Origin of the sequence: Streptomyces sp. NBC_00316 (genome assembly GCF_036158715.1) — a bacterium.
Lineage (GTDB): Bacteria > Actinomycetota > Actinomycetes > Streptomycetales > Streptomycetaceae > Streptomyces.
Genome location: NZ_CP108023.1, coordinates 5,218,483 through 5,239,323 on the forward strand (window position 1 = coordinate 5,218,483; position 20,841 = coordinate 5,239,323).

Annotated in this window: 22 protein-coding genes and 1 tRNA gene; 17 read left to right on the top strand and 6 right to left on the bottom strand. The window is 70.0% G+C overall.

Annotated features, from left to right (window positions below; genetic code table 11):
- Positions 1 to 149: 149 nt before the first annotated feature.
- The 10 genes from OG878_RS23280 to OG878_RS23325 all read left to right on the top strand — a co-directional run bounded on the left by OG878_RS23280 (position 150) and on the right by OG878_RS23325 (position 6,388).
- Positions 150 to 506, top strand: coding sequence for an SCO3933 family regulatory protein (locus tag OG878_RS23280; RefSeq protein WP_328888570.1), 357 nt, complete (start codon positions 150 to 152; stop codon positions 504 to 506).
- A gap of 84 nt (positions 507 to 590) precedes the next feature.
- Positions 591 to 1,865, top strand: a complete 1,275-nt coding sequence (locus tag OG878_RS23285; protein ID WP_328891341.1) for an FtsK/SpoIIIE domain-containing protein — start codon at positions 591 to 593, stop codon at positions 1,863 to 1,865.
- Between the two features lie 159 nt (positions 1,866 to 2,024).
- A complete protein-coding gene (locus OG878_RS23290; RefSeq protein WP_328888571.1) occupies positions 2,025 to 2,660 on the top strand; it encodes a DUF2637 domain-containing protein in 636 nt (211 codons plus the stop codon).
- Between the two features lie 18 nt (positions 2,661 to 2,678).
- Entirely contained in the window at positions 2,679 to 2,870 is a 192-nt protein-coding gene (locus OG878_RS23295) for a mobile element transfer protein (RefSeq protein WP_326629551.1), read from the top strand.
- Positions 2,871 to 2,882: 12 nt separating this feature from the next.
- Positions 2,883 to 3,038: a hypothetical protein gene (locus OG878_RS23300; protein WP_262006109.1), complete on the top strand. Its 156-nt coding sequence runs from the start codon at positions 2,883 to 2,885 to the stop codon at positions 3,036 to 3,038.
- A 24-nt stretch (positions 3,039 to 3,062) separates the two neighbouring features.
- Positions 3,063 to 3,395 (top strand): SpdD-like protein, encoded by a 333-nt coding sequence (locus tag OG878_RS23305; RefSeq protein ID WP_328888572.1) that lies wholly within the window; start codon positions 3,063 to 3,065, stop codon positions 3,393 to 3,395.
- 92 nt (positions 3,396 to 3,487) lie between these two features.
- On the top strand, positions 3,488 to 3,676 hold the full coding sequence (locus OG878_RS23310; RefSeq protein WP_328888573.1) for a hypothetical protein: 189 nt from the start codon (positions 3,488 to 3,490) through the stop codon (positions 3,674 to 3,676).
- Positions 3,673 to 5,052, top strand: coding sequence for a replication initiator protein RepSA (gene repSA, locus OG878_RS23315; RefSeq protein WP_328888574.1), 1,380 nt, complete (start codon positions 3,673 to 3,675; stop codon positions 5,050 to 5,052). The genes OG878_RS23310 and repSA overlap by 4 nt, the downstream gene beginning before the upstream one ends.
- Positions 5,049 to 5,237: a helix-turn-helix domain-containing protein gene (locus OG878_RS23320; RefSeq protein ID WP_328888575.1), complete on the top strand. Its 189-nt coding sequence runs from the start codon at positions 5,049 to 5,051 to the stop codon at positions 5,235 to 5,237. The genes repSA and OG878_RS23320 overlap by 4 nt, the downstream gene beginning before the upstream one ends.
- On the top strand, positions 5,237 to 6,388 hold the full coding sequence (locus tag OG878_RS23325; protein ID WP_328888576.1) for a tyrosine-type recombinase/integrase: 1,152 nt from the start codon (positions 5,237 to 5,239) through the stop codon (positions 6,386 to 6,388). Before OG878_RS23320 ends, OG878_RS23325 begins: the two co-directional genes overlap by 1 nt.
- Positions 6,389 to 6,456: 68 nt before the next feature.
- On the opposite strand, the gene OG878_RS23330 is transcribed toward OG878_RS23325, so the two are convergent.
- Positions 6,457 to 6,532 (bottom strand) — tRNA-Arg (locus OG878_RS23330).
- Between the two features lie 247 nt (positions 6,533 to 6,779).
- Here OG878_RS23330 and OG878_RS23335 point away from each other — a divergent pair.
- Both OG878_RS23335 and OG878_RS23340 read left to right on the top strand, forming a co-directional pair.
- A complete protein-coding gene (locus OG878_RS23335; protein ID WP_328891342.1) occupies positions 6,780 to 7,406 on the top strand; it encodes an RNA polymerase sigma factor in 627 nt (208 codons plus the stop codon).
- 378 nt (positions 7,407 to 7,784) lie between these two features.
- A complete protein-coding gene (locus tag OG878_RS23340) occupies positions 7,785 to 9,596 on the top strand; it encodes a class I adenylate-forming enzyme family protein (RefSeq protein WP_443049152.1) in 1,812 nt (603 codons plus the stop codon).
- Positions 9,597 to 9,637: 41 nt separating this feature from the next.
- Here the strand turns inward: OG878_RS23340 and OG878_RS23345 are convergent, their stop codons facing one another.
- Entirely contained in the window at positions 9,638 to 10,915 is a 1,278-nt protein-coding gene (locus OG878_RS23345; RefSeq protein ID WP_328888577.1) for a M6 family metalloprotease domain-containing protein, read from the bottom strand.
- 312 nt (positions 10,916 to 11,227) lie between these two features.
- Between OG878_RS23345 and OG878_RS23350 the strand changes: the two genes are divergently transcribed.
- Entirely contained in the window at positions 11,228 to 11,896 is a 669-nt protein-coding gene (locus OG878_RS23350; protein WP_328891344.1) for a TetR/AcrR family transcriptional regulator, read from the top strand.
- 197 nt (positions 11,897 to 12,093) lie between these two features.
- Complete coding sequence (locus OG878_RS23355; RefSeq protein WP_328888578.1) at positions 12,094 to 13,626, top strand: MFS transporter; 1,533 nt, start codon at positions 12,094 to 12,096, stop codon at positions 13,624 to 13,626.
- 128 nt (positions 13,627 to 13,754) lie between these two features.
- On the opposite strand, the gene OG878_RS23360 is transcribed toward OG878_RS23355, so the two are convergent.
- Entirely contained in the window at positions 13,755 to 14,267 is a 513-nt protein-coding gene (locus OG878_RS23360) for a MarR family winged helix-turn-helix transcriptional regulator (protein ID WP_328888579.1), read from the bottom strand.
- A 139-nt stretch (positions 14,268 to 14,406) separates the two neighbouring features.
- On the opposite strand from OG878_RS23360, the gene OG878_RS23365 reads away from it, so the two are divergent.
- Positions 14,407 to 15,189 carry a dioxygenase family protein gene (locus OG878_RS23365; protein ID WP_328888580.1) on the top strand — a complete coding sequence of 261 codons (783 nt, stop codon included), beginning with the start codon at positions 14,407 to 14,409 and terminating at the stop codon, positions 15,187 to 15,189.
- Between the two features lie 41 nt (positions 15,190 to 15,230).
- Here the strand turns inward: OG878_RS23365 and OG878_RS23370 are convergent, their stop codons facing one another.
- Together OG878_RS23370 and OG878_RS23375 are read right to left on the bottom strand one after the other, a co-directional pair.
- Positions 15,231 to 16,346: a questin oxidase family protein gene (locus tag OG878_RS23370; protein ID WP_328888581.1), complete on the bottom strand. Its 1,116-nt coding sequence runs from the start codon at positions 16,344 to 16,346 to the stop codon at positions 15,231 to 15,233.
- 71 nt (positions 16,347 to 16,417) lie between these two features.
- Complete coding sequence (locus tag OG878_RS23375) at positions 16,418 to 16,957, bottom strand: GNAT family N-acetyltransferase (RefSeq protein WP_328888582.1); 540 nt, start codon at positions 16,955 to 16,957, stop codon at positions 16,418 to 16,420.
- Positions 16,958 to 17,104: 147 nt separating this feature from the next.
- Between OG878_RS23375 and OG878_RS23380 the strand changes: the two genes are divergently transcribed.
- Positions 17,105 to 18,103 (top strand): sigma-70 family RNA polymerase sigma factor, encoded by a 999-nt coding sequence (locus OG878_RS23380; protein ID WP_328888583.1) that lies wholly within the window; start codon positions 17,105 to 17,107, stop codon positions 18,101 to 18,103.
- A gap of 88 nt (positions 18,104 to 18,191) precedes the next feature.
- Here the strand turns inward: OG878_RS23380 and OG878_RS23385 are convergent, their stop codons facing one another.
- Positions 18,192 to 19,178 carry a helix-turn-helix transcriptional regulator gene (locus OG878_RS23385; RefSeq protein WP_328888584.1) on the bottom strand — a complete coding sequence of 329 codons (987 nt, stop codon included), beginning with the start codon at positions 19,176 to 19,178 and terminating at the stop codon, positions 18,192 to 18,194.
- A gap of 61 nt (positions 19,179 to 19,239) precedes the next feature.
- On the opposite strand from OG878_RS23385, the gene OG878_RS23390 reads away from it, so the two are divergent.
- Positions 19,240 to 20,796 carry an MFS transporter gene (locus OG878_RS23390; RefSeq protein WP_328888585.1) on the top strand — a complete coding sequence of 519 codons (1,557 nt, stop codon included), beginning with the start codon at positions 19,240 to 19,242 and terminating at the stop codon, positions 20,794 to 20,796.
- Positions 20,797 to 20,841 lie beyond the last annotated feature (45 nt).

The window sequence follows — 20,841 nt, forward strand, 5'->3', positions numbered from 1 at the left end:
GCCCTCCTGGGACGTAGGGACGTTTTGACGATAGCTCAGACGTCCCTAAACGTCCATACGGACCGTGATACGTCCATCACCTCTCGCGGTCTTCTTGTCTCGCCGACGAAACGTCGGAACAACTCAGTTCAAACACAGGAGACAAGACGATGCGTCAGATCCCCGTAGACACCTCGACCGCCGCCGTGATGGTGGCCCAGTCCCCGCAGCCGAAGGTCAAGGACCGCCGGACCGGTGAGATCGCCACGGACGCCGAAACGGGCGCAACGCTGATGACCGTGGACGTGATGTTCGCAGCGAACGGTGAGGCCGAGGTCCTGTCCGTTGCCGTTCCTGAGACTGGCATCTCCGGCGAGCTGGTCATGGGCACCCCGGTGGCGCTGACCGGCCTGGTTGCGCGGCCGTGGGAGAACGAGTTCAACGGCACGAAGCGGCACGGAATCAGCTTCCGGGCGGTCGCTGTCACCTCGCTGGCCGCGGACGCCTCGAAGCCCAAGGCGGCCTGAGCCGTGTCGCGGCTGATCGCGTTACTGGCGCTGGTCGTCGTCACCGCCGCTCTTCTGCGGTGGCGGCGTCCCGCCTGGTACTGGATGACCTTCGGGGTCACCCTGGCCGTGCTGCGCGTGACCGTTCGGTACGCCTCGGTCATGGACGCATGCGGCCTCACCGTTCCGCCCTCCCGCTGGCGCCTGACCCTGGCCCGGGTCACCAACCGGCCGGCGCCGGACTCGCGTCCGCCGCGCATTTTGCGACTGCGCCCGACCCGTACCGGTCTGGTTCTCCGCCTCAAACTCCGGCCCGGTCAGGACGCGTTCGACATCTCCGCGGCCTCGGACCGGCTGCGCCACTCCTTCGGGATGTACGGCGTGACCTCCCGCGAACTGCGCTCCGGCGTGGTCGAAGTCCGGATGACCGGCTACGACGTCCTCAAGCGGGTGCAGATGCCCGCCAAGGTCGACCGCACGCCGATGCGGGTCCCGGTCGCCCTGTGCGAGGACGGCTCCGTGCACTACCGCGACTACCGGGAGATGCCCCACGGCCTCACGGTGGGCGCTACCAAGTCGGGCAAGTCCGTGTACCAGCGCAACCTGGTCGCCGAACTCGCCTCACAGGACGTGGCCCTGGTCGGCATCGACTGCAAACAGGGCGTGGAACTGTTCCCGCTGGCTCGCCGCTTCTCCGCGCTCGCCGACAACCCCGAGACCGCCGCCGCCCTCCTCGACGCGCTCGTGTCCCGCATGGAAGGCGTCTACCAGCTGATCCGCGCCGAGCAGCGGATCACCGCCGATGTCCCGGACGCGGAGATCGCCGCCGACATCTGGGACCTGCCCGACGGCTTGCGCCCGACCCCGATCGTTCTACTCGTCGACGAGGTCGCCGAACTCGCCCTGTTCGCCACCAAGGACGAGGAGAAGCGCCGGGACCGGATCATCACCGCCCTGGCTCGCCTCGCCCAGCTCGGCCGTGCCGCCGGGATCTACATGGAGATCTGCGGGCAGCGTTTCGGCTCTGAACTCGGCAGGGGCATCACGATGCTCCGAGCCCAGCTGACCGGCCGAACAGCCCACCGGGTCAACGACGAGTCGTCCGCCAACATGGCCTTCGGCGACATCGCCCCGGACGCCGTACTCGCCGCGATCCAGATCCCCACCAGCATGCCGGGGCTCGCCGTGACCGGGGACTCGGCCGCCGGATGGGCTCGCATCCGGACTCCACACATCACGCTGCGGCAGGCCGTGAACACCTGCAACCGGCACGCCGACCGGACCCCGGATCTGCCCGAGCTGGCGGCCTTCCGCCCCGCGCTGCCGCACCTGGCTCCCGTACCGGCACCGGCTGTCGAGACAGCTCCGGCCGCGGCCTGATCCCCACCGCCCCACCGGTCGGCGCGACCGCCTCGCGCCACGTCCCTACCTGCCCCATGCCTGGATCCGGACCCACCCACTGAGACCCGCCGGGGCCGGGCGGCCGGTCCTCGACACCCCGCCCCGTCCCGGCCCCACCTCTGGAAGGAGAAGCCCACGATGTCCCGTCCCATGATCCGCATGGACGCCGTCCTCGTACAGGCCGTGATCGCCGGTGCCCTGTCCTTCGCGCACCTTCACGACCTCGCCGCCGCGGCCGGACAGACCGGCTGGAAGGCATGGGCCTACCCGATCAGCGTGGACCTGCTCCTCGTCGCGGCCTGGCGCCGACTGCGCAACGGCGGCGCCTCGCGGCTGGCCTGGTCCTGGTTCCTGATCGCCCTCGTCGCCTCGCTCGGCGCGAACGTGGCCACCGCCGGGTTCCTCGACCTCGCCAACCCTCCGGCCTGGCTGCGCTTCGGCGTCGCCGGATGGCCCGCCCTCGCCTTCCTCGGCGGCACCCTCCTCGCCCACACCCCCAATGAGGCAAAGGAGCGGGAGCCGAATCCGCCGGCACCCGCGGCCGCGCGCATTCCGGCTGAGCCGGATCCCGCCCCTGCGCTGGCCACCGAGGAACCCCCGGCCCTGCCCGCCCCTGCCTCGCCGCCGGTTCCGGCCGCGCTGGTCAACCACGCCCGAAAGCTCGCCACCGACCACCACGCCCGCACCGGCACCCCGATCGACACCGACACCCTGCGCGCCCGCCTCGGCGTGCCCGCCCCGATGGCCGAAGCCATCGCCGCCCAACTCACCTGACAGGAAGGACACTCCGCCATGCCTGCCCGCGACTTCTTCCACTCCGTGATGCGGATCGGCCCCGTGCAGATCGGCACCCACCGCGACCGCCACGGCCAGACCAAGCACGCCGCCGTGTGCACGAACGACCGGTGTGGCTGGTCCGCCGACTACACCAGCCAGCCCGCTGCCCAGCTCGCCGCCCGTACCCACCGCTGCAAGGTCCGTTAGGAGATCGCTGCCATGGACGTACCGCTCTGGCTCGCCCTGATCGTCGTCGGCGCACTCGGCATCAAGCTCATCCGCCCGCCCTGGTGGCTCGTCGCCGTGCTCCTCCTCGGCGGCTACCTCCTCGCGGACAGCCTGCTCGCTCCCGTCATCGACACCGCCGTCAAGTAACCCGACCCAGAAGGGAGAACCACCATGCTCCGCCCGAAGATCCCCACCAATCCGCTGCCGACCGGCATCGTCAGCCCGCTCGTCATCGAGCCGACCGTCATCGAGCAGCGTCCCCAGCAAATCCCGGCCACGCCCCCGGTACCGGTCCCGACCGCCCTGGCGCCCGCACAGTCCCGCCCCACCGTCCAGCTCACCCCGGGCGCCCTGCTCACCGTCATAGGCGGCGGCACAGCCGTGGTCCTGGTCGTCGGCACCGTGCTGGTCTCCATGCTCCTCGCGGTCGCCGTCACCGCTGCCTCGGTCGCCATATGCGCGCTCGTCATCCGCTCGCTCATGGCCTCGAACAACCACCGCTGACCGGCCCCCGGGACGGCCCAAGCCGCCAAGCATCGCGCCGCCCCGGAAGCCCTGCCCCTGTCCGAACCACTGATCCGGAAGGAACCACCATCATGACCGACCGCGACCGGCCCACGCTCCGTAAATGCCCGGCCTGCGACGGCTTCGCCTCTGCGGCCATCACCCTCGGCGGACGCGACAACCGCGGCCACCTGCGCACCATCACCGCCCACTGCATGACCTGCCAGGGCACCGGCACCCTTCCCGCCCGCGCCGCCTCGCTCACCGGGGGCCGCGCATGACCGACACCGCCACCCTGGCGGGCCTGAACCCGGCCACCCTGGGAGACGTCCTCCGGGTGGCCGGGTCCCCGGGCTTCGACCGCTGGAAAGACCAAGTGCACCGCACCGGCGGCTGCTCCGACCCGATCCACCTCATCGGATGGACCCTCGCGAAGGACAAGACCACCGGGGAGACCCTGCGCCGCTACTCCACCGACACCGAGCCTGACGGACGGCTCCGCGTCGCCTGCGGCAACCGCCGCGCCTCTCGCTGCCCCTCCTGCGCCTACACCTACGCCGGAGACACCTACCACCTCATCCGTGCTGGGCTCGCCGGAGACGAATCCAAGGACATCCCCACAGCCGTCCGCGATCACCCCCGCGTCTTCGCCACCCTCACCGCCCCCTCCTTCGGGCCCGTCCACAACCGCCCAGATCGCCGCGTCTGCCGCTGCGGCACCCAGCACGCAGACGACGATCCCGCCCTCGGCACCGCCCTCGACTCGACGACCTACGACTACGCGGGCACGGTCCTGTTCAACAACCACGCCGGGCAACTCTGGCAGCGCTTCACCACCCGGCTCCGCCGCGAACTCGCTGCCCGCGCCGGACTCTCACAGCGCGAGCTGAAAGACGTGCTGCGGGTCTCGTACGGCAAGGTCGCCGAGTTCCAGAAGCGTGGCGCGATCCACTTCCACGCCGTGATCCGCCTCGACGGACCCGACGGTCCCGATTCGCCGCCTCCGTCCTGGGCTTCGGCCGATCTGCTTACCGACGCGATCCGGGCTGCGGTCGCCCACTCGTACACCTCGATCACCGTGCCCGCCGCAGGAGACCAGCCCTGCCGGCCTTTCCAGTGGGGCCGACAGCTCGACATCCGGCCCATCCATGCCTTCGGCGACGGCTCCGACATCACCGAGCAGGCGGTGGCGTCCTACGTGGCGAAGTACGCCACGAAAGCCGCCGAGTCGACCGGCAGCCTCGACCGCCGCATCGGGAATCGGGAAGTGCTCGATCTCCTGGACGTGCCCGAGCATCCGCGTCGCCTCATCGAGGCCTGCCTCGACCTCGCCCCGCTCTACCCGGACGGGAAGCTGGCGGCCTGGGCGCACATGCTCGGCTTCCGCGGCCACTTCTCCACCAAATCCCGTCGCTACTCCACCACCCTCGGCGCACTCCGCCAGATCCGCGCCGACTTCCGCGCCGCCCAGGAGCAAGACGCCCTCGGTGACCCGGACACCGTGCTCGTCCTCGCCTCCTGGGAGTACGCCGGGCACGGCCACACCCCCGGGGAATCCGCTCTCGCCGCCTCCATCGCTCGCGATATCCAGCTCAACCGCGAAACCGCCCGCGAAGCCCTGCAAGACCAGCTCGCCCTGGAAGGAGCCGCAGCATGACCACCGCCACGGCTGAACTGCTGACCGTGCCCGAGGTCATGGCGCGGCTCAAGCTCGGACGCTCCACGGTCTACGACCTGATCCGTTCGCGCCGACTGACCTCGATCACCATCGGCCGGTCCCGGCGCGTACCCGCAGACGCCGTACGGGACTTCATCACCCGCGAGATCGGGGAGGCTGCCTGATGGCCTCCCTGCGCAAGCGCAACCCCAACGGCGCGGGCACGATCACCAAGCGCAAGGACGGCCGCTATCAGGCTGCCGTCTACGTCCTGCAGCCGGACGGCACCCGTGCCCGCAAGTTCGCCTATGGCAAGACCTGGGCCGAGTGCGACGCCAAGCGCCGTGAATTGCTCGACAAGGTCGACCAGGGCGTGCCCGTGCCGACTCGCTCGGCCCGGCTCTCGGAGTGGCTGCCGTACTGGCTGGACAACATCGTCAAGACCCGGCGCAAACTGAGCACGTACGACAAGTACGAAGCTCACGTGCGGCTCTACCTCGTGCCCATGCTGGGCTCGAAGCGGCTGGAATCCCTCGGCGTCGCCGATGTTCGGCGCTTCATCGTTCAGCTGGAGAACAGGTCGACCGCGGCCACTGCCAAGGAGTCTCACCGCGTGCTGCGTACGGCTCTCAGCGCCGCCTGCCGCGAGGAACTGGTGACCCGGAACGTGGCCGCCCTCGTCGAACCGCCGCGTGCCAAGTCCCGGGAGCTGAGCCCCTGGACACTCGACGAGACCCTGGACTTCCTCGCCGCCGCCCGTAAGGACCCGCTGTACGCGGCCTTCGTGCTCGCCATTGCCATGGGCCTTCGCCGGGGCGAGATCGTCGGTCTCCGCTGGACGGATATCGACCTGGACCACCGCGTGATCTACGTCCGGCAGCAGACCCAGCGACGGCGCGGAGTCCTCTACGACGACGAGACCAAGAACCGCCGCCATCGTGCCCTGCCGCTCCCGGCGATGTGCATCCCGCCGCTGCGCTGGCATCGGATGCGCCAGGCGGCCGCGAAGCAGCGTGCGGGGGAGTCCTGGGACGAGAACGGCCACGTCTTCACTACTCGCACCGGGCGCCCGGTCGAGCCGCGCAACGTGTACCGCTCCTTCACCCGCGTTGCCGACTCCGCCGGCCTCCGCGTCGTCCGGCTGCACGATGCCCGGCACGGCTGCGCGACGCTCCTCACCGCGGCCGGGGTCGCGCCCCGCGTCGTGATGGCGATCCTCGGGCACAGCCAGATCAGCATCACCATGGACGTCTACACGCACGTCGTCCACGACACGCAGCGCGAGGCCATCAGCCACATGGACCGGCTGCTCAAGAGGCGCCCCGGCCGTGAGTGACCGCCCTCGTTGATGTCAAAAACTGATGTCAAAGGCCCCGGACCATGATCGGTCCGGGGCCTTTTGCCTGGTGCCCCCGGCAGGATTCGAACCTGCGACACCCGCTTTAGGAGAGCGGTGCTCTATCCCCTGAGCTACGAAGGCGAAGGCGCTGCTGCTGGCAGCAGTCCAGGACAGGGTAGCGGATGAGGTGCGGGGGTGAGGGAGGCAGGCGGGGGCGTAGCGGCAGGTCGGTTCTCGAGGACCCGCGTTCGGGCTGGGTGGGGCTCGGGGCGTTCTGGGTTGGAGTGGGACGCCGGAGCGGGAAGGGGTCAGGCGAGGGAGCATTGATGTGACGCAGGTCACTGCAACGATGGCGGTCGGGGGGACAAGACAGGACGTGAACTACTCGATGCATGCCCGCATCCGCGCGGGGGAGCCGGAAGCCTTCCGGGAGCTGTTCCGCGATTACGCCCAGCTCGTCTACCGGTACGCGGTGCGCAGCACCGGGAATTGGGGTGCGGCCGAGGACGTCGTGTCGCTGACCTTTCTGGAGGCGTGGCGGCTGAGGGAGAAGCTACGGGACGAAGGCGACAGCCCACGGCCCTGGCTGATGGGGATCGCCGTCAATGTGCTGCGCAATACGAGGAGGGCGGCCCGGCGTCATGACCGGGCGCTGGCTCGGATGCCGGTGCGCGATGTAGTGCCCGACTTCGCCGACGAGCTGGTCGGGCGGATGGCGGACTCCGATGAACTGGCGGCGGCCAAGACCGCGTTGGGACAGTTGCGGCGCTCCGAGCGTGAGGTGTTCGCGCTGTGTGTGTGGTCCGGGCTCGGGTATGCGGAGGCCGCAGAGGCGCTGGGGATGCCTGTCGGGACGGTGCGGTCGCGGCTTTCGCGCGCCAGGACCCGGCTGCGTGGGCTCACCGAGGGGGAGCTGCGTCGCATGCGAAGAAAACCGGAACCGTGTGCGAGGAGCGGACAAGTGCAGAGTGACCGTGTTGCTGCGGTCCGGTCGATCGAGAAGAGGACCCGATGAAGTGCACCCCTTGGCCGCGTCGTGATGAGCCGCTCGATCACGCGGAGTTGGCGCGGCTCCTGCCCGCCCCCGGCGATCCGGAGCTGTCCCCCGGCAGTCTGACCAGGCTTGAGGAGCACCTGATGAGCGAGATCCGGCAGCACGTCGAGCGCCGTGCGGGGCGGCCCGAAGGCGAGTCCGAAGGTGAGCGGGGAGGTGGGCGAGGTGGGGTGGAGCGGGATGGCGGTCGCACGCGTCGCTGAGTTCGGTGTGCGTGCCGACCGGGGGTGTGGTGCCGGCGGGGCGAGGCCGGAGCGGCCCCGTGGCGGTGCCTTGACGGTGCGAGGAGGCGGGCCTAGCGTCACGAATGTACTGAGCGAACGCTTAGAAAGGTCGATCGTGTCGCACTCCGACCCGACCCACTCCGACCCGACACGCACCGGCCCGGTTCCCGGGTCTGTTGTGTCGGCCACCGACGCCGCGTCAGCCGCCGCCCGTGTCGATGCCGCGCTGACCGGCCCCGGAGCCCCGTTCGCGGTCGTGCGGGTGCATGACGGCCCGCAGGCGGGGTCGCTCGTGTATGCGGACGGGCCCAGGACTCTGCGTGAATTCGTGGAGACCACCTGGGCCTTCGAGGACCAGCCGTTCCTGATCGCCGCCGAGCGGAGCTACTCGTATGCGGAGTTCTTCGCCGCCGCGTCCGCGCTGGCCTGCCGGCTGAGTGAGGTGTACGGGCTGCGCCCCGGCGACCGGGCCGTCGTCGCGATGCGCAACCACCCCGAGTGGCAGATCGCCTTCTGGGCGGCACAGCTGGCAGGCCTGGTCGCCGTTCCGCTCAACGCCTGGTGGACGACGGACGAGTTCGCGTACGCGCTCGACGACTGCGAACCGCGGGTGCTGCTGGTGGACGGGGAGCGACTGCCGCGCGTCTCCGCCTGGGCGGAGAAGACCGAGGCACACGTGGTCGTCTTCCATCACCGGGACGGCGAGGTTCCGTCGGGTGCCGAGCGATACGAGGACCTGCCCGTGCCCGACCCGCTCGCCGCGCCTCCCGAGGCTGAGATCCGCCCCGAGGACGATGCGACGATCATCTACACCTCGGGCACCACCGGCCGGCCCAAGGGCGCCGTTGCCACTCACCTCGCCCAGGTGGGCGCTGCACTCAACCCGCGCTTCTTCGCGTCCGCCTCCGCGCTCCGCCGCGGGATCATTCCGGGACAGGGGCCCGCCCCCGTCGCCTTGATGAGCTTTCCGTTCTTCCATGTCGCCGCGTTCACCAGTTTCTACGCGGCGATGGCAGCGGGCGGTGCGCTCGTGCTCATGCGGAAGTGGGACGAGAAGGAGGCGCTGCGGCTGATCCGCGAGCATGGCGTCACGCATTTCGTCGGCGTCCCGGCCACCGCCCTACGGCTGCTCGCCGCCGCCGAGCGGGCCGGCGACGAGCTGGAGAGCCTCCAGATGCTGAACACCGGCGGGGCCGCCGCCCCGCCCGACCTGGTGGCGCAGCTGACCGCCCGCTACGGCGAGCGGATCGAGCCGCGCAACGGTTACGGCCTGACCGAGACCAGCGGCGGCGTCCTGGCGAACTTCGGCGACGACTACCGGCTCCATCCGGACAGCGTCGGCCGGCCGACGCCCGCCACCGAGGTGCGGATCGCCGGTCCGGCGGGCGAGGAGTTGCCCGAGGGCGCGGTCGGCGAGCTGTGGTTGCGCGGCCAGTCCCTGGTCCGCGGCTACTGGAACGACGACGCGGCGACGTCCGAGGCGTTCAGGGACGGATGGTTCCGCACCGGTGATCTTGCGCTGGTACGGGACGGACGGGTCAGCGTCGTGGACCGGCTCAAGGACATGGTGATCCGCGGCGGTGAGAACGTGTACTGCGTGGAGGTGGAGGCCGTGCTCCACGATCACCCGGATGTCGAGGACGCAGCGGTGCTGGGTGTGGCGCACCCGGTCCTCGGCGAGGAGGTCGCCGCGGTCGTCCGGCTGCGAAGCGGAGCCACCGTCACGGCTGACGAGTTGCGGGCGCACGTCGGGCGGACACTGGCCGCGTTCAAGGTCCCGGCCCATGTCCTCGTGCGCGACGAACCGCTGCCGCGGAATCCGACCGGGAAGATCCTCAAACGCGAGCTGCGCGGGCCGGTCGACGACGAGGTGCGGAGAAGGGAGGACGAGGTGCGGAGGAGGAAAGGGGAGGGGAGCCCTGGGTGAGGGGGCCCGGGGAGGGGAGCGGGAGGTCGCTGGGGCGTCGATCAGGAGCGGGTTATGCGGACCCGGTAGTTGCCCTTGGAGTCCTTGCTCACGACGGATATGCGTATCCCCTTCGCCCGGTCCGTGAACGTCTCGCCTGGCTTGTACGGAGCGTCGGAGAGCTCGGCGTGCACATTCGGGGCCCGCGTGCAGCCGCCGCTGTTCTTGGTGCTGTCCTCGACGGTGATCGGCCCCTCGCCGGTGTCCACGTCGGAGCTCACCTTGTAGATCAGTACACCGGGCTTGCAGACGGCCTGGTCGTTGCCCGCCTGCGTCCGTACCTCCGCCGCGTAACCCGACTCCTCGGACAGGGGCACGAAGGCCAGCTTCAGGCCGCCCCGGGTGGCCAGCGGGTGAAGTATGTGATCGGTGGTGCCCGGCTTGGAGGCGCAGCTGACCCGCTTGTTGTCGATCCAGCCGAGCTTCCACTTGTGCCAGCCCAGCAGATCGTTGCCGGCCCCCCAGTCCTCGGACATGATGTCCCAGTGCCCGACGGCACCGCCGCCGTCCGGGGTGTAGAGGTCGGGCAGGCCGAAGACGTGGCCGTTCTCGTGCGGCAGGACGCGGTAGCCGGTCTTCGCGAACGACCCCGAGCCGTCGTCCTGGCGGCTGTAGACGAAGGACGTGTTGGCGAGCGGGACGCCGTCCGCGAGCGGGGCGTCGTCGTTGCCGGAGAAGGTCACGGACAGGACGGTGTCCAGCGCGGAGGGGCCGGCGTTCGGTGTGACCAGTACATTGACCAGGTCGTATGCGCTGAAGTCCACCCTGTCGTCGGCGACGGCCACGATGTCCTGGACCAGATGGCGGTAGCCCGGCTCGTACGATGCGCCGCGCTCTATCCCGTACGCCGAGAACGGCAGCGGCATGCGCAGCCAGCTCTTCACGGGGGTTGAGGGCTGGTAGGTGAGCCGTCCGTACGAACTGGTGCGGAACCAGGCCGTGGTCTGCGGGAAGAACTCGTGGAGCCGGTCCATGGCCGGCTCACTTCCCGGTGCGTCCGGGAAGTCGATCATCAGGTTGAGTGCCTTCACCTTGCCAGTGGACCGGGAGTAGCCGCTCGGCGTCGGCATCCCCTCCGACATCTGCACGCCCATCGTCGTGGCCATCCGGCACGGGCCGCGCCCCGCCACCTCCGTGCTGGCCACCGGGCCCGCGGAGGCGTGGTTGGGAAGGGAGAGCGTGCCGCTGGCGGAAGCCGTGGCGGCTATGACCAGGGTGGTCGCCCCGGCCAGTGCGAGGCTGCGGCGGCGGTCGCGTATCCGGTGGCGGGGCTGCTGCATAGAGGCGCCTTCGCGGTCCGCGGCAGTCGGCCGACCCTGACTGCGCTCTGTGGATCACCCTGTGGCGGGCGGTGCCCTGCCGCGCGTTGGGTGCGCCGATCGGTGGATTCCTCATTCGCCGCGTGTGATGCAGGTCACATAGAGGGCGGGAAATAACTGGGGACCCCTTCCCCGTTTGAACCCGTGTCCCCGCGAAACGGGGAGGCGTTCCCCGGTTGTACGCACCGAGGCCGTCGAAAGCGCAGCAGGAACAGCAAAAGCCGGAAGGGAAGGACTGCCGTCGTGGAGATCGTCGCTCGCATCGCCTCTGACATCGACCGTGCCACCGGTACCGATGACGGCACCGGAACGGCGCCGCGCCGCACGCCCCGCCCGCGGGCCGATGCGCTGCGCAACCGGGAGCGGATCGTGACGGCGGCGCGAGAGATGTTCGTCGAGTTCGGGCCGGACGTGCCGCTCGACGACGTGGCCCGCCGTGCAGGCGTCGGCAACGCCACGCTCTACCGCAACTTCCCCGACCGGGCTGCGCTGACCCATGAGATCGTCCTCTCGGTCACCTCCCGCATCACCGAACGCGCGGAGGAGGCGGCGGCCGGGGAGGCCGACCCCTTCGCCGCGCTCAGCCGCTTCGTCCATGCGGCGGCCGACGAACGCATCGGGGCGCTCTGTCCGATGCTGTCCGGCGGCTTCGACACGTGTCATCCCGAACTGCACGCCGAGCGTCGCCGCCTCGAAGAGGCCGTCGAAGGGCTCGTGGCGCGTGCCATGTCCGCGGGGCGCCTGCGCACCGACATCGCCGTCGGTGACGTACTGGTCGGCCTCTCCCAGCTCACCCGGCCGCTGCCCGGCACCGCTTGCCTGGACGTCGACCGGTTCACCCACCGTCATCTTCAGCTCTTCCTGGATGGCCTCGAGGCTCCGGCCCGGTCCGAACTGCCGGGCGCGGCGGCAACTTTGGAGGATCTGCGGCGCCGGCCATGACGCCCGTACCGGGCTGCTGAAACAGGAGCCCGGCTGCGTGTCCGACGCGCCCTCACCACTCCCATCTCACGACTGACCTCACGTCCGTTCCCATCCCGGCACTCCCTCTCCTCATCTTCACCGTTCACCGGCCGCGCCCTGTCGCGGTCACGGTTCACGACTCTTCGCGTCCACGCGCGTCCTTAGGTGGCTTTTCCATGTCAAAAACAGCTGATATCCGACTCCCTGACCCCAGTCGCTGGAAAGCACTGGCCTTCATCGCGCTCGCGCAGCTGATGGTCGTGCTCGATGCCACGATCGTGAACATCGCGCTGCCGCACGCCCAGACGGCCCTGGGCATCACCGATGCCAACAAGCAGTGGGTCATCACGGCCTACGCCCTCGCCTTCGGAGGGCTGCTGCTCTTCGGCGGCCGGATCGCCGACCTCTGGGGCCGTAAGCGCACCTTCGTCGTCGGCCTGATCGGCTTCGCGCTGGCCTCCGCGCTCGGTGGCGCGGCCCAGAACCAGGGCATGCTCTTCGGCTCGCGCGCGCTCCAGGGTGTCTTCGGTGCCCTGCTCGCCCCTGCAGCGCTCTCGCTGCTCGCCGTGATGTTCACCGATGCCAAGGAGCGCGCCAAGGCGTTCGGTATCTACGGTGCGATCGCGGGTGGCGGTGGCGCCGTCGGCCTGATCCTCGGCGGTTTCCTCACCCAGGCGCTGAACTGGCGCTGGACGTTCTTCGTCAACATCCCGTTCGCCGTCGTCGCGGCCGCGGGTGCGTACTTCGTGATCCGCGAGCCGTCCGGCAGCCGTAACCGCTCGTCGCTCGACGTACCGGGTGTGGTGCTCTCCGCGCTGGGTCTGGTCTCGCTGGTCTACGGATTCACCCGCGCCGAGTCCAGCGGCTGGTCGGACCCGCTGACCATCGGCATGTTCGTCGCGGCCGGTGTGCTGCTCCTGTCGTTCGTCCTGACCGAGGCCAGGGTCAAGTCGCCGCTGCTGCCGCTGCGCGTGGTGATGGACCGCAACCGCGGTGGCGTCTACCTCTCGCTGGGGCTGGCCATCATCGCGATGTTCGGGCTGTTCCTCTTCCTGACGTACTACCTGCAGGTCGTGAGGGGGTACTCGCCCATCCGGACGGGCTTCGCCTTCCTCCCGATGATCGCGGGCATGATCACCGGTTCGACGCAGATCGGTGCCCGGCTGATGACGCGGGTCCCGGCCCGCAAGCTGATGGGCCCGGGCTTCCTGGCCGCGGCCGTGGGCATGCTGCTGCTGACGCAGCTGGAGATCGGTTCCTCCTACCCGGCACTGATCCTGCCGGCGCAGCTCCTGCTGGGTCTGGGCATGGGTACGGCGTTCATGCCGGCCATGTCGCTGGCCACGCACGGGGTGGAGCCGCGCGACTCGGGTGTGGCGTCCGCGATGGTCAACACCTCGCAGCAGGTGGGCGGCGCGATCGGTACGGCGCTGCTGAACACGATTGCCGCCTCGGCCGCCACGGCCTACGCCACCTCGCACGCCGCGCTGGCCGCCACGGACCCGGAGCTGCTGAAGCTCCAGTCGATGGTGCACGGCTTCACCGGAGCCATCTGGTGGGCGGTCGGCATCCTGGTGGTGGCCGCTGCGATCGCGGTGACGTTCATCAACGCCGGACGTCCGTCGGCGACCGAGGTGAAGTCGGGCTCCGGTTCGGGGGATGCTGACGGGGTCGAGGACGAGTTCAAGGTTCCGGTCGTCGCGCACTGACGCGAGGCGCGCGGCGTGATGCCGCACGTGGAGTCACGTGAGTGACGTGAAGACGGGTCTGCCCCGGTTCCGCTCGGCGGAGCCGGGGCAGACCCGTGCCGGGACCCGGTGCGTCGGACGGAGACCCTCTAACGCAACCAGGGGAGGTCCGCGTCGGTGCCGTCCGGCTCCAGACCCGATGCGATGACCTGCATGATCTCGCCGAACGAGCGCACCTGCTCCGGTGTCAGCCGGTCGAACATCGCCTGGCGCACGGCACGGACATGGCCCGGCGCGGAGCGGCGGAGCATCTCGTACCCCCCGTCGGTGAGGACCGCGTTCTGCCCGCGCTTGTCGGACGGGCAGTTCTCGCGTCGCACCCAGCCGCTCCGCTCCAGCCGGGCGACGGCGTGCGAGAGCCGGGAGCGGGTGATCTTGGCGTCCTTCGCCAGCTCGGTCATCCGCATCTGGCGCCGGGGTGCCTGGGCGAGCTGGACGAGCAGTCCGTAGTAGATGTGCGGCATGCCGGCGTCGCGCTGCAACTGGCGGTCGAGATGGTCCTCCAGGAGCGTGGTGGCGTGGAGGTACGCACGCCAGACACTCTGTTCGTCGTCGGAGAGCCAGCGGGTCCCGCCGGCGGATGCCGTGGTCATGTACTCCACTGTACGACCTTTTCTTGAAAGTTGAACTAGATGGAGCTAAGGTCTCTGCAGCTGGGAACTTGAAGCTTCAAGAAACTTCACATGCGTCAGAAGGCCCCGGCAGAAGACGTGCCTTGAGCAGTAGTGGATGGGGAGTGTCATGACTGTCACCGCGGAGCGCATGCCCGCCCTCTATCTCTCCCACGGCGCACCGCCGCTGGCCGACGACCCGGTCTGGCCGGGCCAGCTGGCCGCGTGGTCCGCCGAGTTGCCCCGGCCCACGGCCATCCTCATGGTCTCCGCCCACTGGGAGGAGGCCCCGCTCGCGCTCGGCGCGACCGAGACCGTTCCGCTCGTCTACGACTTCTGGGGCTTTCCCGAGCACTACTACCAGGTGCGGTACGCAGCCCCGGGCGCTCCGCGCCTGGCGGAGAACGTACGCAAGCTGCTGCGCGGCGCCGGTACGCCGGTCCAGGACATCCCGGACCGCGGGCTCGACCACGGGGCGTACGTCCCGCTGGCGGAGATGTTCCCGGGCGCCGACATCCCGGTACTCCAGATCTCCATGCCGACGCTGGACCCGCAGAAGCTGATGGACATCGGGCGCAAGCTCGCACCACTGCGGGACGAGGGCGTGCTGATCGTCGGCAGCGGCTTCTTCACCCACAACCTCGCCGCGCTGCGGCACACGGGCGGCGGCAACCCCGGCTGGTCGGTGGAGTTCGACGACTGGGGGCACCGGGCGCTGCAGGCACAGGACATCGACGCGCTGCTCGACTTCGAGCGCAAGTCCCCGGCCGGCCGGCTGGCCCATCCGCGCACCGAGCACTTCGCGCCGCTCTTCGTGACGCTGGGCGCCGCGGAGGGCGAACTCGGCCAGGGGCGCAGCGTCATCGACGGGTTCTGGATGGGCCTCGCGAAGCGGTCGGTGCAGTTCGGCTGAGCGCCGCCGGCGGCCGGGCCGGGAGAGGCCGGCCGCGCTGGTCACAGGGCCGGGGGGTTCAGTTCGATCGAGCGGAGCGCGGCGGCGAGAGCCGTCGCGTCACCGATATCCAGCGCGGTGTCGGTGAACTTGATCGTGTGATCGTCACCGTGCGCCGCGGCCCGCGCGAAGATCTCGTCCGCGGACGGCGCCGCGGTCCGGGGGGCGGCCTCGGCCGGGCTGTACGCGGCGGTGACCGCGGCGCTCGCTGCCCAGGCGGCGGCCAGGCTCGGTGCCCACAGGGCGCGGGGGAGAGCGGGCAGCGTACGCAGCACGGCATTGGGGGCCGTCGCGGCGTGCACCAGCATGATCGGCGCGCCGTGGCCGTGGGTGGCGTAGCGGTGGGTCGCGGCCCGGACCAGTTCCGTCAGCCGGGCATGCGCCACGTCCGGGTCGTCCGCGAACCGCTCCGGCCACACCGGGAACGCGGTGAGCTGCGCCAGCCGGTCGCGGATGCCGCCGCGCTGATCGGCGACCGGCGGTACGGCGTCCAGGGCGGCTGCGGCGCTCGGTGCGGGCGCGAGCGAGGTCAGCGCGGGCAACGGCTGGTGGCGGGCCGCCCAGTAGCCGAGGCCGTGCGCGAGCTCGGCGATCCGGGGTGCGCTCGCGCCGCCGCCGAGCAGGGTGCGTACCGCGTGGCCGACCCGGATCACAGGGTGGGTGGCGCCCGCTGCGATGCCCGGCAGCAGGAGCGGCCACCATGCGGTGAGGACGTCCTGCCAGGGGCGCTCGGCCGTCTCCCGCTCGAAGTACGCCGTCCAGTCGGCGATCCTGCGCGGGTCGCCGAGGGCCGTGCGCCAGTTCTCCGTGGTCACCCGGGTCGCGGGGGCCGGCATGTCCTCCAGCTTGTGGCTGTAGTGGTCGAGCCAGCGGTGGACGGCCGGTGCCTGGCCGTGCCGTACGAGTGCTTCGACGGCCATCGGGCCGTGGTTGCTGAGCCAGCCGTTCCGTTCGGGGCCTGCGGTGTGGAGCCGCTCCAGCGCCTCGTCGAGTGTGCCGGTGGGGTCGACGGGCGAGGCGCCCGGTGCGCCTGCCCGATGTTCCGCGCCCGGCGTGTCCGAGGCGCTCGTCGTGCCTGTGATGCCTGTCGTGTCGGTGTTCCTTGTCGCGTCGGTCATGCTGGAACACGCTAGGCGCGGGCCCCGGCGCCCGTAACGGGCTGTGGACCCAGCCCTGGACCGCGCCGGACCTAGGCCTCCGGTCCCAGTCGCTTCTCGTACCAGGCCACGTCCCAGTACGTGCCGAACTTCCGGCCCACCTCGGAGTACGTACCGACGTGGCGGAAACCGAAGCGCTCGTGCAGCCGGACCGAGGCGTCATTGGGCTGGGTGATGCCCGCGTACGCGCGGTGCAGATCCTCGTCGGTGAGGGCCTCGAAGAGCGACTTGTACAGGAGCGTGCCGATGCCGCGTCCGGTGGCCGACGGGGCGCAGTACACGCTCACCTCCACCGACGTCCCGTACGCCGCCTTCGGGCGGAAGGCGCTGCTGGTGGCGTAGCCCAGGACCGATGCGGGGCCGACAATGCGGACATCCTGAGCAACCAGAAGGCGGTGCGGACCGTCTTCAGGATGGGAGACCAGCCACGGCAGCCGCTGTTCGGGTGTAAAGGGTGCGGTGTCGAATGTGAGCGCGGTCTCACGGACGTAGTGGTTGTAGATGTCCGTGAGGGCTGCCAGATCACCCTCCTCGCCGGGCCTGACCTGCACCTCTGTATGAGACTCCGACATCTGTGCTCCCTTCGCGGCCGGACAGGATACTGCATGATCGCGAAATGAATGCGAGGCATGGGAATTCTGTCCGGATTCCAGTCGTTGTTTCCATCGGATGCAGGGCACCCGAGAGGGTGTCGCGACCTACTCAGCAAGGGAGCACGCATGGCAACCCGTGCCGTCGCCCGTCGTTCGTCCGACTCCGGTGGGACCAGCCGGGCAAGCAGCGTTCGCGCCATGGGCGGAGACATCGCCGATCGCGACCTGGTTGGCATGTACCTGGACGAGATTGCGCGTACACCTCTGCTCGACGCCGCCAAGGAGGTCGAGCTGTCGCAGACCGTCGAGGCCGGCGTCTTCGCCCGGCAGGTCCTTGACGGTGTGGTGGAGAGCGAAGCCGGCGGGGCGACGCGTGAGGAGCTGGAGGCGCTGGTCGCCGAAGGCGAGCGCGCCAAAGACGTATTCATCCGTTCCAATCTTCGACTCGTCGTTGCTGTCGCCCGCCGCTATCCGCGGGCAGGGCTGCCCCTGCTCGACCTGATCCAGGAGGGGAACGCAGGCCTGGTGCGCGCGGTCGAGAAGTTCGACTACGCCAAGGGTTTCAAGTTCTCCACGTATGCGACGTGGTGGATCCGTCAGGCCATCACCCGTTCGATAGCCGACCAGTCGCGCACGATCCGGCTCCCCGTCCATCTGGTGGAGGAGCTCGGCCGGATCCGCCGTGTCCAGCGGGAGTTCAACCGCGAGCACGGGCGAGAGCCGGAGCACGCGGAGATAGCGGCCGAGCTGGACTCGACGGCCACGCGTGTCGGTGACGTCCTGGACTGGGCCCGTGACCCGGTCAGCCTCAACATGTCGGTGGACGACGAGGGCGAGACGCAGTTCGGGGATCTGCTGGAGGACACCTCCGCGGTGTCGCCCGAACAGTCCGTGATGACGCTGCTGCGCAGCGAGGAGCTGGAGGACCTGATCGGCAAGCTCGACAACCGCACCGCGTCGATCATCCGCATGCGCTACGGCATCGAGGACGGCCGCGAGCGGACTCTGACCGAGGTCGGCAAGCAGCACGGTCTGACGCGCGAGCGGATCAGGCAGATCGAGAAGCACGCGCTGCTCGAACTCAAGCGAATGGCCCACGACACGGGTTTTGACGCTGCGGCGTGACCCCGAGTCCAGTAGCCTCCGATATAGGCCGCTTCGAGCGGACCCCATGAGCTGAGTCCCGGCGCCCACCCCCCCCTGGCGCCGGGGCTCATTCGTTTCCGGCGCCGGGTGCGGAGAGCGCGGCCGCACGCGTCAGCCGGGCGCCCAGGTCGCTCAGGAACTCGACCAGCTGCGGCGGTTCGTGCGCGGTGAACTCGCAGTCGAGCAGTGCCAGACGGAGCGCCACCCACTCCAGCGAGTCCGTCAGGACCGCACGCAGCCGGCAACTGTGCTCGCCGGTGGACTCCAGCGGGCCGAACGCCGCGGGCAGCCGCGCGGAGACGAAATCCGCCGGAGCCGCGAAACTCACCTCCACCGCCAGCTCCGGCGTCCGGCGCTGGATGGAACTGGTCAGGAACGCCGCGGCGTCCCCCGTCGGCAGCTCGCGCGGCGCGAAGCGGGCCCCCGTGGCGAACGGCTCGCTCACCCGGTCGACGCGGAACGTACGCCACGCCTCGCGCCCCAGGTCGTACGCGACGAGGTACCACCGCCACCCCGTGCTCACCAGCCGGTACGGTTCGACCTGCCGCTTCGTCTCGGCGCCGTCCCCCGCCCGGTACGCGAAACGCAGCCGTTCCCGCCCGGTGACCGCCGCCGCCATCACCGTCAGCGTGTGCGGATCGATGGTCGAACCGTCGCCCCGGGTCAGCGGCATGGTCGCGTTCTGCAGGGTCGAGACCCGGTGCCGCAGCCGGGACGGCAGGACCTGCTCCAGTTTCGCCAGGGCCCTTACGGACGCCTCGTCGACTCCCTCGATGGCATGTCCGGCCCCCGCGCGCAGCCCCACCGCGATGGCCACCGCCTCCTCGTCGTCGAGCAGCAGCGGCGGCATGGCGGCGCCCGCGACCAGGCGGTAGCCGCCCACCGAGCCGCGCGACGCCTCGACCGGATACCCGAGGTCGCGCAGCCGGTCGATGTCGCGGCGGATGGTGCGCGGGCTGACGTCGAGCCGCTCGGCGAGCTCACTGCCCGGCCACTCGCGAGGCGTCTGCAGGAGCGACAGCAGATTCAGCAGCCGTGCCGGGGTATCGGTCATGGATCCAGGATGCGCGCCCATTGGGTCATGACCTGACCTAATGGGCCTTTAACTTCTTCCTATGACTTCTTCCGCATCCGTGCCGTCCACGGCGGCCGATCCCACGGTGTCCCCGGGCCCGTCGGACCGGCGCCGTTGGTTCGCGCTCGCCATCGTGATGACCGCGGCCTTCATGGACCTGGTCGACGTCACGATCGTCAACATCGCCATACCGAGCATCAAGCGCGACACAGGTGCCTCGTTCAGCTCGATCCAGTGGATCACCGCCGGATACGCCCTGGCCTTCGCGGCCGGCCTGATCACGGGCGGCCGGCTCGGCGACATCTACGGCCGCAAGCGGCTCTTCCTCATCGGTATCGGCGGCTTCACCCTGGCCTCGGCGCTCTGCGGCTTCGCCGCGAACCCGGAGATGCTGGTCGCCTCCCGCATCCTGCAGGGCGGCACCGCCGCGCTGATGGTCCCGCAGGTGTTGTCGATCGTGCACGCCACGTTCCCGGCACACGAGCGCGGCAAGGTCTTCGGTCTGTTCGGTGCGATCGTAGGCCTCGGCGCGGTCTCGGGACCGCTGCTGGGCGCGCTGCTCACCGAGTGGAACATCGCGGGCCTGGAGTGGCGGCCGATCTTCCTGATCAACCTGCCGGTCGGCATCGCCGGACTGGTCCTGGGCCGGAAGTTCATCACGGAGTCCAAGGCCCCGAAGGCGCTCCGCCTCGACCTGGTCGGTGTCGCGCTGGTGACGCTGGGACTGCTGATGCTGCTCTACCCGCTGACCCGCGGCCGCGAGCTGGGCTGGCCGCTGTGGGGGTACATGTCGATGATCGGCAGTGTCCTGGTGTTCGCGGCCATGGTGCTGTTCGAGCGGGCGAAGGCACGCAAGGACGGTTCGCCGCTCGTCGAGCTCTCGCTGTTCCGGGTCAAGAGCTTCGCGGCAGGCATCGCCGTCCAGCTGACCTTCGGGATCGGCCTCGGCATCTTCTTCCTGGTCTGGACGCTGTACATGCAGATGGGTCTCGGCTGGAGCGCGCTGCGGGCGGGCACGACCGGTATCCCGTTCTCGATCGCCGTCTCGTTCGCGGCCGGGATCTCCGTACAGAAGCTGGTGCCCCGGTTCGGCCGCAAGGTCCTGCAGGCGGGCGCGCTGCTGATGGTCACCGGGCTGCTGATCTACATCTGGGAGTCCGACCGGTACGGCATGTCGATCACGTCCTGGCAGATGGCGCTGCCGTTGGTCGTCATGGGGCTCGGGATGGGGCTGATCGTGGCCCCGCTGACCGACGCGGTTCTGTCCGAGGTGCCGAAGGAGCACTCCGGATCGGCGTCCGGGCTGATCAACACGGTGCAGCAGATGGGCAACGCGCTGGGGCTCGGCCTGGTCTCGGTCGTCTTCTTCGGGTCGATCAGCGACCGGCTGGCGCCTGAGGCGATGGGTCCGGCGTTCGCCGAGGCGTTCCAGCACTCGCTGTGGTGGGTGGCCGGGGTGCTCGCGCTGATCTTCCTGGTGATGTTCGCGCTGCCGGCGCGACCGCGGCAGCACGTGGAGGGCGGCGAGGACGAGGACGTCCAGGACACCGTCACCGCGCCGGACGAGGCGGTCAAGGAGACCGCGCTGACACGCTGACCCTGCTCGGCCGACCGAAAGTGCCCGCACCCCTCAGGGGTGCGG

Bases quoted from the DNA above. Each gene is read 5' to 3' on its own strand.
- OG878_RS23280 (WP_328888570.1), top strand. From the start codon at position 150: ATGCGTCAGATCCCCGTAGACACCTCGACCGCCGCCGTGATGGTGGCC.
- OG878_RS23285 (WP_328891341.1), top strand. From the start codon at position 591: ATGACCTTCGGGGTCACCCTGGCCGTGCTGCGCGTGACCGTTCGGTAC.
- OG878_RS23290 (WP_328888571.1), top strand. From the start codon at position 2,025: ATGTCCCGTCCCATGATCCGCATGGACGCCGTCCTCGTACAGGCCGTG.
- OG878_RS23295 (WP_326629551.1), top strand. From the start codon at position 2,679: ATGCCTGCCCGCGACTTCTTCCACTCCGTGATGCGGATCGGCCCCGTG.
- OG878_RS23300 (WP_262006109.1), top strand. From the start codon at position 2,883: ATGGACGTACCGCTCTGGCTCGCCCTGATCGTCGTCGGCGCACTCGGC.
- OG878_RS23305 (WP_328888572.1), top strand. From the start codon at position 3,063: ATGCTCCGCCCGAAGATCCCCACCAATCCGCTGCCGACCGGCATCGTC.
- OG878_RS23310 (WP_328888573.1), top strand. From the start codon at position 3,488: ATGACCGACCGCGACCGGCCCACGCTCCGTAAATGCCCGGCCTGCGAC.
- repSA (WP_328888574.1), top strand. From the start codon at position 3,673: ATGACCGACACCGCCACCCTGGCGGGCCTGAACCCGGCCACCCTGGGA.
- OG878_RS23320 (WP_328888575.1), top strand. From the start codon at position 5,049: ATGACCACCGCCACGGCTGAACTGCTGACCGTGCCCGAGGTCATGGCG.
- OG878_RS23325 (WP_328888576.1), top strand. From the start codon at position 5,237: ATGGCCTCCCTGCGCAAGCGCAACCCCAACGGCGCGGGCACGATCACC.
- OG878_RS23335 (WP_328891342.1), top strand. From the start codon at position 6,780: ATGCATGCCCGCATCCGCGCGGGGGAGCCGGAAGCCTTCCGGGAGCTG.
- OG878_RS23345 (WP_328888577.1), bottom strand. From the start codon at position 10,915: ATGCAGCAGCCCCGCCACCGGATACGCGACCGCCGCCGCAGCCTCGCA.
- OG878_RS23355 (WP_328888578.1), top strand. From the start codon at position 12,094: ATGTCAAAAACAGCTGATATCCGACTCCCTGACCCCAGTCGCTGGAAA.
- OG878_RS23365 (WP_328888580.1), top strand. From the start codon at position 14,407: ATGACTGTCACCGCGGAGCGCATGCCCGCCCTCTATCTCTCCCACGGC.
- OG878_RS23370 (WP_328888581.1), bottom strand. From the start codon at position 16,346: ATGACCGACGCGACAAGGAACACCGACACGACAGGCATCACAGGCACG.
- OG878_RS23375 (WP_328888582.1), bottom strand. From the start codon at position 16,957: ATGTCGGAGTCTCATACAGAGGTGCAGGTCAGGCCCGGCGAGGAGGGT.
- OG878_RS23380 (WP_328888583.1), top strand. From the start codon at position 17,105: ATGGCAACCCGTGCCGTCGCCCGTCGTTCGTCCGACTCCGGTGGGACC.
- OG878_RS23385 (WP_328888584.1), bottom strand. From the start codon at position 19,178: ATGACCGATACCCCGGCACGGCTGCTGAATCTGCTGTCGCTCCTGCAG.
- OG878_RS23390 (WP_328888585.1), top strand. From the start codon at position 19,240: ATGACTTCTTCCGCATCCGTGCCGTCCACGGCGGCCGATCCCACGGTG.